General features: G+C 33.1%; 8 protein-coding genes. 7 read left to right on the plus strand and 1 reads right to left on the minus strand.

Annotation, left to right across the window (positions count from 1 at the left end):
• Positions 1–3: 3 nt before the first annotated feature.
• Positions 4–753 carry a LytR/AlgR family response regulator transcription factor gene (locus ACWNT5_RS13465; protein ID WP_299606047.1) on the plus strand — a complete coding sequence of 250 codons (750 nt, stop codon included), beginning with the start codon at positions 4–6 and terminating at the stop codon, positions 751–753.
• A gap of 27 nt (positions 754–780) precedes the next feature.
• On the opposite strand, the gene ACWNT5_RS13470 is transcribed toward ACWNT5_RS13465, so the two are convergent.
• Positions 781–1,536: a DUF481 domain-containing protein gene (locus tag ACWNT5_RS13470; protein ID WP_456517613.1), complete on the minus strand. Its 756-nt coding sequence runs from the start codon at positions 1,534–1,536 to the stop codon at positions 781–783.
• Positions 1,537–1,861: 325 nt separating this feature from the next.
• Here ACWNT5_RS13470 and ACWNT5_RS13475 point away from each other — a divergent pair, with 325 nt between their 5' ends.
• The 6 genes from ACWNT5_RS13475 (at position 1,862) to ACWNT5_RS13500 (ending at position 13,624) form a co-directional block, all read left to right on the plus strand.
• A complete protein-coding gene (locus tag ACWNT5_RS13475; RefSeq protein WP_456517614.1) occupies positions 1,862–3,496 on the plus strand; it encodes a 7TM diverse intracellular signaling domain-containing protein in 1,635 nt (544 codons plus the stop codon).
• A gap of 302 nt (positions 3,497–3,798) precedes the next feature.
• A complete protein-coding gene (locus tag ACWNT5_RS13480; protein ID WP_299606039.1) occupies positions 3,799–4,209 on the plus strand; it encodes a SpoIIAA family protein in 411 nt (136 codons plus the stop codon).
• A gap of 38 nt (positions 4,210–4,247) precedes the next feature.
• Positions 4,248–4,637 (plus strand): hypothetical protein, encoded by a 390-nt coding sequence (locus ACWNT5_RS13485; protein ID WP_299606036.1) that lies wholly within the window; start codon positions 4,248–4,250, stop codon positions 4,635–4,637.
• An 8-nt stretch (positions 4,638–4,645) separates the two neighbouring features.
• Positions 4,646–5,485 (plus strand): helix-turn-helix transcriptional regulator, encoded by an 840-nt coding sequence (locus ACWNT5_RS13490; RefSeq protein WP_299606033.1) that lies wholly within the window; start codon positions 4,646–4,648, stop codon positions 5,483–5,485.
• Positions 5,486–5,885: 400 nt separating this feature from the next.
• Positions 5,886–11,567, plus strand: coding sequence for an immunoglobulin-like domain-containing protein (locus ACWNT5_RS13495; RefSeq protein ID WP_456517615.1), 5,682 nt, complete (start codon positions 5,886–5,888; stop codon positions 11,565–11,567).
• Positions 11,568–11,899: 332 nt separating this feature from the next.
• Positions 11,900–13,624, plus strand: coding sequence for a tetratricopeptide repeat protein (locus tag ACWNT5_RS13500; protein ID WP_456517616.1), 1,725 nt, complete (start codon positions 11,900–11,902; stop codon positions 13,622–13,624).
• Positions 13,625–14,108 lie beyond the last annotated feature (484 nt).

The following is a 14,108-nucleotide window of genomic DNA, read 5'->3' on the forward strand; positions in this document are numbered from 1 at the left end:
ACTATGCTTACAGCAATTATTGTAGAAGATATGCCAGACGCACTTCAATTATTAAAAAGTGACCTGGAAACTAACCACCCCGAAATAAAAATTATTGATACTGCTAGAAGTGTAGTAGAAGCCGCAAAGGCATTAAGAACTCAGGAACCCGATATTTTATTCCTAGATATTATGCTTGGTGATGGTACTGGTTTTGATGTACTGGAAATATTTCCTGAATTAAAATCCAAAATCATCTTTGTTACTGCTAGTGATGAATATGCTATACGAGCTTTCAAGTTTGCTGCTATAGATTACGTATTAAAGCCATATTCTAATGAAGAACTTGCCCAGGCTATTAGCAAAGCCAAACAACAGATTCAGCCTAATAAAGAACGCCTAAACATTCTGAAGGACACTTTATCTGCTCCAGAACAAAAACCTGATAAAATATCTCTTCATACTTTGGACAAGATTATCATTGTAAGCCTGGATGATATTGTGCGTTGTGAATCTGATAGTAATAACACTATTTTCTATTTACAAGATGGTCAGAAAGTTTTTGTAACCAAAACACTAAAATATTTTGCTGATATGCTTAAAAATTATCAATTCTTACGCGTTCATCAGAGTCATTTGATCAACCTACAATGTATTAGCGCTTTTATAAAAGCTGATGGAGGTTACCTGATGCTAAAAAATGGAGAAAACGTTCCGGTTTCTGTTCGAAAGAAAGTAGAAGTAATGGAAATATTAGATAGAATGCACCGATAAAAAACAGGAAATCAAAACATTTTTTATTTAAAAAGAATAGGCTAAGCCATTGGTCCATTCGTATTGTGTATCTGGTATACCCATTGCTGGGAAAGAATCAAACAACAAGGTAAAAGTGGATTTAAAAGCGAAATTTTTAAAAATACTAAACACCAATGAAGTCTCAGTAGAAATACGGTAATCTTTTAGCAGATCTATTTTGGGCTGGTAATATGTAGTACTTATGATCGAAACCTGATTGGATGGATACAGGTTTACAGAAATATAAGTACTTCCTCTAACATCCGAATTAGTAATTATCTGATCTAACTCTTCTGTTTCTTCATATTCATACATTATCAAGGTACCGATATAAAACTTATGTTTTTCGGAAGGTAATATTTTAAATCTTGGTCCAGAACCTAACAACCCTCTAAACTTTATATTAGAAACAGGGTCATATTGAGTTTGCACAAAGGCTTCCCAAGTTACCCTAGGATGAAATCTATAATTATACCGAAGGTGCTGAATACCTCTGTTTACAAATCTTTCGGAGTCCAATTGCTGTAGATTAAGATCATTAATAAAAAGCACCAAATTCTTATCTGTTTTATATTGAATATGAGTTCTATTAGCGATCTTAAATATATCACGCTTGTTTTTTATCAATGCTACATCCAAACTTACAAACCCATACCAACGAGAAGTATCCGACACTTTTCTTAATGACTCCACATTAACGATCTGAGCACTAGCAGTTATACAAAAACAACTAAAAATAAAAAGTAAATACCTTTTGAACATTAATTACATATTTAACCCAATACAATTCCTAAAACTAAAAATATTGCTTAGTTTATTCAATCTAAAACATTAGTCATTAGGATCGCAAAACTATACATATAAATATAGTTACCAAAAATATAAGGAGTACAATATTTGATTGACATAATCAGTTTTGACATTAAAGAGAAAAGCAAAGAAAGCTACTAAAATCTTACCAGATTTTTGAAGTATCTTTGATAATATGACGAATCCAAAGAAAATAGAACAAACCATAATTTCATCTCTATTTTATATGATGAACACACCCAAAGTTTGTGGTTTGGCATTTCTATTTCTTTTTCTAATGAGCTGTAATACAAACCAGCCAACACCTCCAAAAATAGAAAATGGAACCATAAAAATTGCTGACTGGAATTTTGAAAAAAATCCAGAATTCTTATTACAAGGAGATAGTTATTTTTATTGGAAACAATGGCCTTTAGATACTAGTAATTCTTATGATGATTCATTATTACAAAACCCTGAAACCATATCATGGCCAACAGGATTATGGACTCAAAAAATTGATCAAAATAGAGGCTTTGGTACATTTAGATTTTTTGTCAAAAGAAAAGATCTGAGTAATCACATTATAGTAGATATGCCTAGATGTTTGGCAGCTACAGAAGTATGGGTGAATGGAAAAAAAATAGCTTCTCATGGAAAAATATCCAAAACTGCTGATGAAGAAGAGATAGACGGTCGTCCTCTTCGCTTCGAATTACCGCAAGAGCAAGATTTGGATATCATGTTACTAATTTCTAATTATAAACATCGGCTTGGAGGAGGATTTGCCCTGAAAAATAGTATCACTGAAAAAACACACTTTACTAATAAAAACAGAACAAAACCCTTAATCGAAGGAATCATAACCTTCTTAATACTTCTTTTTGGCGCATACCAGGTATTCCATTTTTTTAGTTTCTCTAAATACCCTTACTTTCTTTATTTTGGATTGTTTTGTCTTTTAGGTGTCTCTAGACAATTATTTGTTGGAGAAGCACTGATCTATTACTTCATTCCGGACATACCATTCGATATCGTTCAAAAAATGCGATACATAGGATATTATGGAGGATTGGGTTCTGTAATTATGTATCATTTTTATCTTTTCCCTGGCTATTACTCCAAAAAGTTTGCTCTTTTTTGTTCGTTCATTACGGTTTTAGGTGTTTTATATGTGATGATTACCCCAGTATTCTACGCCACCTACAGTGCTCCATTTTTTCAGTTATTTGGTTTATTCACCATCTCATTAGGTTTTTACCAAATGATCAATGCTGTAAGAGATAAAAAACCATATGCTAGAGGAATGCTCGTTAGTATGAGTATTGTATCGGTTATGCTTATCAATGACCTCTTAAATGCTGTTCTTATCATACAAACTACATACATTATTACCTATGGCTTTTTATTTTATGTTGGGTTTCAGATTATTTTGAATAACAGAATACAGCTACAATCCGAAAAACAACTGATAAAACTATCAACGGACGTGGCTGAATTATCTAATCGAATTTTAGAAAAAGAAGAAGAGATTACTGATTTACGTACCGAAACCTTTCAACAATTAAAATCCAAAGAAAAACTTGTTGAAAATCTTAAAAAAGTTGCCTCAAATGACACTACTATCTCTATCCAAAACTTAATCGCCGATCTAAAATCAGAACTATTAGAAGACTCTCAATTAAAGCTCATCAAAGATGATTTGGAAGCTTATAATTATGAGTTTGCCCAACGCATCAAAAAGGTACATCCAACGCTCACCAAAACCGACCTAGAAATATGCACCTATTTACGCATGTCTTTGGGAAGAAAGGAAATTGCCAGACTGCGTTTTACATCTCCAGAAGCTGTAAAAAAATCAAGAAATAGACTACGAAAAAAAATGGAACTATCTTCAGAAATCAACTTAGAAGAATATATAAAGTCTATCTAAACCTAGATTTCCTAATCCTTCTTACTTGTTTAAAATACTTATTATCAAATATTTAAAAACATGTACCCCTATTTGTACCCCCTCCTTTTTTAGATAAAAGAGATTTTGTTAGTTATTTAGCAGTGTGCTTAACAATTAGCTATGATACCTTTTATACGAAAGATGTTTACCGTTAAAAAATCAAATTCGCAGTTCGAGAAAATTCAAGATATGGAAATGAAAAAAAAGGAACTGCAAGCAACTCTAAACCGTCTAAAAGATTTAGAAGACGAATTAAGATCAATTAAAAAAAATGATAAGAAATGAGTTCTTTAAATGTATATACGATGCCAGATCATACTACCCCCATATATACACCTCCTACTTGGAAACATTATATGAACATTGAGTATATCGAAATTAATTTCACTGGATTACGCAAAGATGAAGATATCATTCAATGTGTAGCAGATGCGGTAGAAATGGGATTACAGCGAGAAGATAAATCAGTAAGAGCATTGGTCTATTTAAAAGATTCTACTACCAGCCCAAACGCTATCAGATCAATAAAGAAATTAGGCAAAATGGTACAACCTAAGCTCAAAAAATCAGCACTCGTAGGCTCAGTAGGTATTGTATCTCTATTAATGAAAATATATATCAGTTATACTGGTAGTAAAATAAAATTCTTTACCGACAAAGAAGCAGCTATCCGGTATTTAATTAATGACTGAGTGATTTATAAAGAATAAAGCGAAACGATACAATTAAGATGGTAAAGGAAGTTTCAAACGAGACCTATAAAAAACCACTATGGAAGCATCATAAAGGTATCGAATATATAGAAATTAATCTTGCTCAGTATAGCTCGGAAGATTTAATGATAAAGCATTATGCAGAAGCTTGTGATATGATTTTACAAAGACCAGATAAAAGTGTCAGGATATTTACGGATATAACAGATATCAACCCAAGTTTAGATGCAATTCGATTTTGCAAAGATATTGGTGAAAAAGCTCAACGTGGAATTAAATCATCAGCTATCATAGGCACTGTTGGGTTTAAAACGATAATGCTGAAAATTTATATACGTTACTCAGGAAGTCCCGTAAAAATTTTTAGTAGCAAAGATGCCGCTTTAGACTATGTGACTCAGCAATAGATATGGAGATGACAACAGTAAGTAATTTCGAAAGAACAGTAATCACAGTAATTACAGGGGATTCTACACAAGAGTTCATACAACTTTTGCAGCAATATAATATAACAGTAAATGTGAGGAATGTTATACCTGAAACGATAGAATCGTGGGGAGCAACACCAGACACCATCGTTATAGATAGCATCTCATACAATCAATGGGAAAAGCAAATTAATAAAATAAAAGAAGAGAGTATCTATAAAGAAATCCCTGTGATTGTACTCAGTGAAAAAGAAGTACGCCTAGAAGATGTTCTGTCTCTTAAAGACAAAGAGTTTTTGTTACTTCATCGCAATGATACAATTAGCATTATTAGGGCGATTTTTGGAACTGTAAAATATTGGAGAAAACTCAATGAATCATTGATCAAAACCAATCAATTAAATAGAATTTTATCTACCAACTATCTATCATTGGATGCCAAGACCGAGTGCCTTGAGAAATCAAAAAATCAGATAGAAGCCATATATCCAATATCCAACAGCGAAGTTAAAAGTGAACTAATAAAGATAAATAATAATATTATTCAAAACTTAAAAAATGGAAACCACTATGAGTTATTTAAAGCACATTTTGAAGAAGTACATCCACAATTTTACAAAAAATTATTATTTAAAGAATCTAGCTTGTCAAACAATGATCTTAAACTAGCAGCTTTATTAAAAATGGGATTTAACAATACAGAAATCTCATTTTTTATGGGAATATCGATATCTGGTGTTAAAAAAGCAATTCAGCGATTGCGTAAAAAACTAGGATTAGATCCCGCATCGTCATTGCGTCAGTTTATATATACTATAGAAGTCTAACAACTAATTAATAACGAACTATTGTCTCCCATAAGTCTCCCGCATTAATTTATTTTAAACAAAACCAACATTAATTTTGATCTGTATAAAATACATAGTAAGACATATCCAAATCTAATAACCATATTCGATATATATCGAAACTTTAAAACCCTAAAACTATGAACAATAAAAATCCATACCCCTAGAAAGAAATGACAAGAAACTTCATTTCATAGACTAAATTCCGAAGCTTCTTACCAACTTATTTACACGCTGAATTAATCCCCATTAATCAAGAATCAAAATCAGTTAGATCTCCTTATAAAAAGGGTGATCCTGGGACTATTTATCCTAAACCTAAAGAGATTTTAGAATAAAACATGAAAACAGAAACAGAACTTTAAAACTATCCCTATTTATGAAATCAAAATTACTAAACCTTATTATCATCCATTTAATTACCTTTTGGTCATTTGGTCAATCTTGTGGTGGAATGATGATCCCGTTATCCATAGAAGATCGTATACAAGAATCTACTATAATTGTCGAAGGTATTATTACGAGTAGTCAGAGTTATTGGGATACTCCTAAACATAATATTTACACCTTACATACCATACAAGTTTACAATGATATGCTTGGTAACAGCACGGCAACTGTACAATTTGCAACAATGGGCGGACAAGTAGATGAAGCCATGCAAGTTACTTCTAGTGCAGCATCACTAGAAGTAGGAAATACTGCTACTTTTTTCTTGAAAGAAAGTGCTGTAAAGCTTAACACCAAAAGCACTTTATATGAACTTGTAGGTGCTGCTCAAGGTGTTATAAAATATAACAAATTTAACGAAGAAGCATCTGATGTATTCCACAAATACAATTCGATTACAAAAGAGTTGTATCCAAAAATTCAAAGGGTTACTTCTAAAACATTTAGAACATTATTAAAACGTCCTACGGTTGCAGCTACATCAAAATTTGACTCAAAAGCATTACTAGCTACTCCAGTTATTTCCAGTTTCTCTCCTACATCAGCCAGTGCCGGTACACAAACGGTATTAACTATAAACGGAAGTAATTTCGGAAATACTACCGGGACAGTAAGTTTTCCAAATGCAAATGCGGGAGGTGTTTCCTATACCGACGCTTTAAGCTCTGAAATCATTAGTTGGTCAGATACAAAAATCCAAGTTCAAGTTCCTTGGTTAGCTGGTACAGGTACTATTCAGGTTACTAATGGTACTTCAGAAACAGGGACCAGTAGTGGTAGTCTTACAGTAAATTATAGCCATATTAATGCTACTTCTGGTTCGGATGCTTTTCCTTCAACCTTACAAGATAACGACGGCAACGGAGCTTACACATTTGTATATCATACTGATTTTGATTCCAGTTCTGCAAAAGCAGACTTCGAAGCTGCTTTCGAGCTTTGGAACTGTGAATCCGATATTAATTTTGTATTCGGTGGAACCACTACTACAGACGAATCTGTAGATGATGGAATTAATATTGTACGCTTTGATAATGGATCAGAACTTCCTTCTGGTGTTTTAGGAAGAGTAACAAGCCGTTATCTTGGAACTTGCCCAACTACAAACAGAGCTATTGTAAAGGAATTAGATGTTACCTGGAATGATGGAACCAATTGGTTTTATGGAAGTGGTACACCAAGTGCTACACAATACGACTTTAAAAGTGTAGCCCTACACGAATTAGGTCATGCACATCAATTAGGACATGTAATCGATGATAACCTGATCATGCACTATAATATTGGAGCTGGTGATTCTAGATATGCTTTAGACCAAAGAGATATCGATGGAGCTGTGTATACCATGGGATTATTTACAGAAACAGCAGGATGTGGAATTGAACCCATGAGCACGCAAATAAATTGTTGTGATGCCATAAGTATTACGGAACAACCTACTGGAACTGATATTGAAGTTGGAGGAACGGCAAATCTATCTATCACAGCCAATAATGTAGACAGCTATACGTGGCAGTTTTCTACAGACGGCGGTATGAACTGGTCTGATGCTACTGAAGGTGCCACTTTTTCTGGAGTAGATACGGCTAATCTATCTGTTACCATTGATACGGAAGATACCACTGGACTATCTTTAAGAGTAGTACTAACAAACCCTTGTGGAGATAGTACTAATTCTTCCTCAGCTTTGGTTAGAGCGTTTGAATATACAAGTATTCCTGATACTAATTTTGAAGCGGCATTGTTTGGTATTGGTTTAGATAATATTCAAAATGACGGACAAGTGCCAACTTCATTTATCAATGTTGTTACTGCATTAGATTTAGATAGAGAAGATATTAGTGACTTTACAGGAATAGAAGATTTTACAAACCTTACCAATTTGGAAGCGGGATGGAATTTAATGACTACTATAGACCTTAGTAATAATTCACTACTAGAAGAAGTACGTTTTAACAACTGTAATCTGATAACTATTAACGTATCTGGGTTAACTTCATTAACAAGATTACAGCTTAATGAAAATCAACTAATTAGTATAGATATCTCAACCAATACTAACTTAGATTACATCACCGTAAGGGATAATGCTATGACTAGCTTTGATGTTTCTAACAATACGAAATTAACAGGTATTGAGTGTGGTGAGAATGTTGATTTAGGGAATGTAGACTTTAGTAACAATATCGCTTTAGAAGAACTAGAATTTGCTACAGCTCCTTCCCTTACAAGTCTGGATTTGTCTAAAAATGAAAATCTATCTTATTTAGAAATCGAAGAAACCGGGTTAACATATCTAAATGTTCAAAACGGAAACAATACGAATCTAGGTGGAGGCGATTTTTACGCAAGAGATAATCCAAATCTTACTTGTATTCTCGTTGATGATGTAACGTATAGTAACACGAATTGGACAAGAATCGATAACACCACAAGTTTTAGTGATACGTATTGTAGATATACTGATATACCCGATACTAACTTTGAAGCAGCTTTAGAAGCTTTGGGTTACGATGATACTACTGCTGATGGAAGAGTGCCTACTGCCTTGATCGAAGGAATTACTTACTTAAGCATACAAGGCAAAGATGTTGCAGATCTTTCTGGTATAGAAGATTTCACTGCACTTACAGAACTACAAGCTCGTCTTAATTCATTATCATCTGTAGATTTATCTAACAATACCAATTTACAGGTTTTAAATGTTAGAGATAATGACCTAACATCCATAGACATTTCTGCATTGGTTAATTTGACTAACTTTAATTGCCAAGGCAATAACTTAAGGTCTATCGATGTAAGCCAAAACATTAACTTAGAAACACTAGAAGTTCAGTATACCACCATTTCATCCATAGACGTTAGTGCACTCTCAAAACTGGTTACCTTAAATATCTTTAATAATCAACTTACTGCACTTGATATATCAAACAATCCATTGTTGGTAAACTTGCATATGAGAGGCAACAATAATGTATCTGCATTAGATGTAACTAATAATCCATTACTGGAATACATGAATGTGCAGCAAATGAGCTTAACGACTATAGATCTATCCAATAACACAGCATTAGAGACTTTGCAAATAGACTCAAACGACCTTATATCATTAGATGTCTCTAATAATATTGCTTTGGAAACTCTTGATGTTGAAAATTGTAATCTGGCAACACTGACATTTGGTAACAATACACAATTGAAAACTTTAGATGCTGGACGCAATGAGCTTACTGCTCTTGACGTAAGCAGTCTTACAGCGCTAACAACCTTTTTAGCAGACAATAATCAGCTTACTAGTTTAAATGTTCAAAATGGAAATAATACGAGTATCACCAATTTTAACGCAACTAATAATGATAATCTCACATGTATTTTAGTGGATGATGCGGCCTATAGTTCCACGAATTGGACAAACATTGATGTAACTGCTTCCTTTAATGAAGTAAATTGCGAAACTGTTGCACCTGTAATCACTCTAAATGGCAGCGCAACATTAACTGTAGAAGCAGGAACTACATACACAGATGCAGGAGCTACTGCCATGGATAACTTCGATGGAGATATCACTGCAAATATCGTTACTGTAAATCCAGTAGACACCTCTACACCAGGAATGTATACAATTACTTATAATGTAAGTGATTCTTCGGGTAATAAGGCCGTAGAAGTTACTAGAGAAGTAACTGTTTCGGATACAACAGCACCTGTAATTTCATTAGCAGGCAATGCAACCGTAACCGTAGAGGCAGGAACAACCTATACAGATGCTGGAGCTACTGCTTCTGATTCGTTTGATGGTGATATTACCACCAACATTGTTACTGTAAACCCAGTAAACACTAATGTTCCTGGAATATACACCATTACTTATAATGTAAGTGATGCTGCTGGAAATGATGCTACAGAAGTGACCAGAGAAGTTACTGTCTCCGATACAACAATTCCTGTGATTACATTATTAGGCGCTGCAACCGTAACTATAGAGGCTGGGACAACTTATTCTGATGCTCGAGCTACTGCTTTTGATTCATTAGATGGTGATATTACCGCTGATATTATTACTGTAAACCCAGTAAACACTAACATTCCTGGAATATACACCATTACTTATAATGTAAGTGATGCTGCTGGAAATGATGCTACAGAAGTTACCAGAGAAGTTACTGTTTCCGATACAACAATTCCTGTAATTACATTAATAGGAGCTGCAACTACAACCATAGAAGCTGGAACAACTTATACAGATGCTGGAGCTACTGCTTCTGATTCATTAGATGGTGATATTACCGCAGAAATGGTTGTTGTAAACCCAGTTAATACAAATGTTCCGGGAGTATACACGATTACCTATAATGTGAGTGATGCTGCTGGAAATAATGCTACAGAAGTAACTAGAGAAGTAACAGTTTCCGATACTACCATACCTGTAATTGCATTGTTAGGTTCTGATACTGTAATTGTAGAAGCTGGAACAACTTATTCTGATGCTGGAGCCACTGCTTCTGATTCATTAGATGGTGATATTACTGCAGAAATGGTTGTCGTAAACCCAGTAAACTCTAATGTTCCTGGAATACATACGATAACTTATAATGTGAGCGATGCTGCTGGAAATGATGCGATAGAAGTAACTAGAGAAGTAACAGTTTCAGATACAACCATACCTGTAATTACATTAATTGGTTCTCCAACAATAACTATAGAAGTAGGAACTACCTATACCGATGCTGGGGCCACTGCATCTGATTCATTTAATGGTGATATTACCACGGATATTGTTGTTGTAAACCCAGTGAACATCAATGTACCTGGATTATACACGATTACGTATAATGTAAGTGATGCATCAGGAAACGAAGCGGTAGAAGTTACTAGACAAGTAACCGTATTAGATACAACCCTTCCGGTAATCACTTTAATTGGTTCTCCTACTGTAACTGTAGAAGCTGGAACTACCTATACAGATGCTGGAGCCACTGCTACTGACTCTTCAGGTAATGATATTACCGCAAATATTGTTACCGTAAACCCAGTGGATATGGCTGTTCCTGGAATATATACCATTACTTATAATGTAAGTGATACAGCAGGAAATAATGCCTTAGAAGTTACCAGACAAGTTACAGTCTCTGATACAACAATTCCAGTCATTAATCTGTTAGGAGATAATCCAGTTGAAATTGCGCAAGGAGAAACTTATATAGATGCTGGCGCTACAGCTTCAGACTCCTTAGATGGTGATATTAGTTCAAACATTACTGTAACCAATCCTGTGGACACTTCTGTACAAGGAACATATACTATAACGTATAATGTAAGTGATGCTGCAGGAAACAATGCGGTTGAAGTTACCAGAACAGTAAATGTGATTCCTTCTTTAGGTATAGAAGATAACAATATTGAACAGATAGAGATTTACCCAAATCCAACATCAGATAAGTTGTTTATTACGATGGATATTGATGAAGTAGTATTCTACAGTACAATTGGTCAAAAAGTAATGGTTTCTACAAGTAATAAGATAGATATCTCACATCTAGAGTCGGGAGTTTATCTTGTAAATATTACTTCTGAGCAAGGAAGTATTATAAAAAGAATAGTTAAAAATTAATATATGTGGTTAAAGGAATTTATAATAAAACATAGACTATCTATTATTTTAATACTGTTTTACTCTACTATGTTTTATACCATTGTAGCGTTATCTTCTGCGTAGTTAGATAACTTAAGGTTGCTAATAATTTGTATAAAGATAAGGGGGCTTTGTTATACTTAAATTAGCAATATTGGTAATCAAAAACTGCCTACATCTTGGATGTTAGGCAGTTTTTATAATTTATATTTTATGTCTATTGAAAGAACTCTATCTATCATAGAATTCAAAAGTAAATCTTTATATATTCCTTGAAAAACAAATATCTTTATCTTAAAACCAATATAAGAGTGACTTTGCACAGATACTTTCTTATTATTATAACTTTTAGCACCTGTATTTCCTTTGCTCAGGAAAAAGACACTACACTAGTGATGCTACAACAAGAAGTAGCCAAAGCCACTACCGATTCTCTAAAAGTCCACGCTTTATTACAACTAGGAGTGTATCAGCTTCGCAGAGATTTTAATGAAGTAGCATCTTATATGGATGAAGTTACTTCAATTCTGAATGCATCCAAAGTTTCCTATGATGTAAGGCAACATAGAGCTGAAGTTTTTCAGCAATTAGGAATCATTAATCGTAAACGAGGAAACTATTCTAAAGCATTACAGTATTATTTAGACGCTCAAAAAATATTCTTATCCATAAATGATTCACTCAACCTCTCCTCTAATTATCACAATATCGCTACCGTATTTAGATATCAAAAGGAATATAGAAAATCCGTAGAAAATTTTATTAAGGCAATTAGAATTAATGAACAACTTGACATTCCTAAAAAAATTGGAGATAATTATGAAGGAATTGGATTATCATATCAAAGATTAGGTCTCATAGATTCTACTTCATATTATTATAGTAAAGCAAACAAAAAATTTGAACAGGCAGGTTACATAGAAGGAATATATCGTTTAAAATCAACCAAAGCAATACTTCTGAGGAAACAAAAAAAATACTCACAAGCACTTTCCCTTCAATTAGAATATTTAAACTACTGTAAAAAAAATACTAAAAAAGCTAGTATCGGAAATACACATTTTAATATCGCAGGTACATACAATAATTTAGAACAATTTTCTAAGGCATTATCTCATGTTGATTCATGCATACAAATCGTTAAAGAAGAACAAATGGGGCAGCTATTAGCTGCAGCATATAAAAGAAAAAGTCGCTCTTATTATATGATGAAAGAATTTGAACCTGCTTTAGATTACTACAGAAAATATGCAAAAGCTAACGACAGTGTTTTCAATTTGACTAAAGCAAAAGAACTAAGAGAAATTGAATTACAATACGAATTTAGCCAACAAAAATTAAAAGATAGTATTCAATTTGTGCAAGAAAAGAAAGTCATCTTAGCTCAAGCAGAAACACAATCTGTAAAAAAGAAATTATATCTCGTTCTATTGATCATAACACTCGTTGTATCCAGTATCATAGGATATTATGGAATACGATATTTTAAAATACGTTGGAAAAAGGCTAGACTGGCCCAAGAAGAATTAGATCAGTTACTCACCTTGTCAACTCAGAAAAACGAACAACGGATGAAACAAGTTCGTGCTGAAATTGAAGTTCTTGAAAATGAAATCACATCAAAAAGAGAAGAAATAACCACGCTGATGACTAAATCAATTCAGCATTTACAATCCAAAGAAAAGTTAGTTGGTGATCTCAAAAAAATAGCCTCAAATACTAATGAGGTCTCTCTTCAAAGCATTATTGCGGATCTTAAATCTGAGGTTTTGGAGGATTCTAAAATAACGATTATAAAAAATAATTTGGAAGAAATTAATTATGATTTCTTTGAAAGATTAAGTGCAAAACATCCAAATCTAACCAAAACGGACTTGGAAATATGTTCTTATTTAAGAATGTCCTTAGGACGAAAAGAAATTGCCCGTCTGCGATTTACATCTACAGAAGCTGTAAAAAAATCGAGAAGTCGCCTAAGAAAAAGAATGCAACTTCAGGAGCAGGAAAACCTAGAAGATTATATAAAATCAATATAATTTTATCTTCCCCATTTTAAAACACTCTTACAGAGTAATCAAATCCAATCGTAAAACCGCTACAACTTCCTCTTTTTACGTTCAATTTTTGATCAGATTTTATCATTTGTATAGATTTTGATTCACTCTTTTTGACGTTTTCACTTTCCAAAAACAGTTCAAAACTGCTCAAAACAGAAAAATAATTCTATTTTAATTTATTTTTTTCTAAAAATAATTCAGTTACTAACAACGAATTTTCTGCACTATTCTAAGAGCAATTAGAAACATGTCAAATATCTAATTATCAGATTTTTATAAACAAAAAACAGTGCTGGCACTTAGATTTTAAATTTATATATAAACCACTTTGCGAAAATCTTATTTTTACATTTTTTAATCATTTTAGCGAACGTTCGCTTTTTTTATAAAAAACTTTTTTCTAATATTGTCCTGTAATTAATTTACTAAAACACTTAGAAAATAATATTACAGAAAAATGAAT

The sequence above is a fragment of the Aquimarina sp. 433 genome (assembly GCF_054054605.1).

What these genes read in the sequence shown, in the direction of transcription:
- ACWNT5_RS13465 (WP_299606047.1), top strand. Translation starts at nt 4, where the DNA reads ATGCTTACAGCAATTATTGTAGAAGATATGCCAGACGCACTTCAATTA.
- ACWNT5_RS13470 (WP_456517613.1), bottom strand. Translation starts at nt 1,536, where the DNA reads ATGTTCAAAAGGTATTTACTTTTTATTTTTAGTTGTTTTTGTATAACT.
- ACWNT5_RS13475 (WP_456517614.1), top strand. Translation starts at nt 1,862, where the DNA reads ATGAGCTGTAATACAAACCAGCCAACACCTCCAAAAATAGAAAATGGA.
- ACWNT5_RS13480 (WP_299606039.1), top strand. Translation starts at nt 3,799, where the DNA reads ATGAGTTCTTTAAATGTATATACGATGCCAGATCATACTACCCCCATA.
- ACWNT5_RS13485 (WP_299606036.1), top strand. Translation starts at nt 4,248, where the DNA reads ATGGTAAAGGAAGTTTCAAACGAGACCTATAAAAAACCACTATGGAAG.
- ACWNT5_RS13490 (WP_299606033.1), top strand. Translation starts at nt 4,646, where the DNA reads ATGACAACAGTAAGTAATTTCGAAAGAACAGTAATCACAGTAATTACA.
- ACWNT5_RS13495 (WP_456517615.1), top strand. Translation starts at nt 5,886, where the DNA reads ATGAAATCAAAATTACTAAACCTTATTATCATCCATTTAATTACCTTT.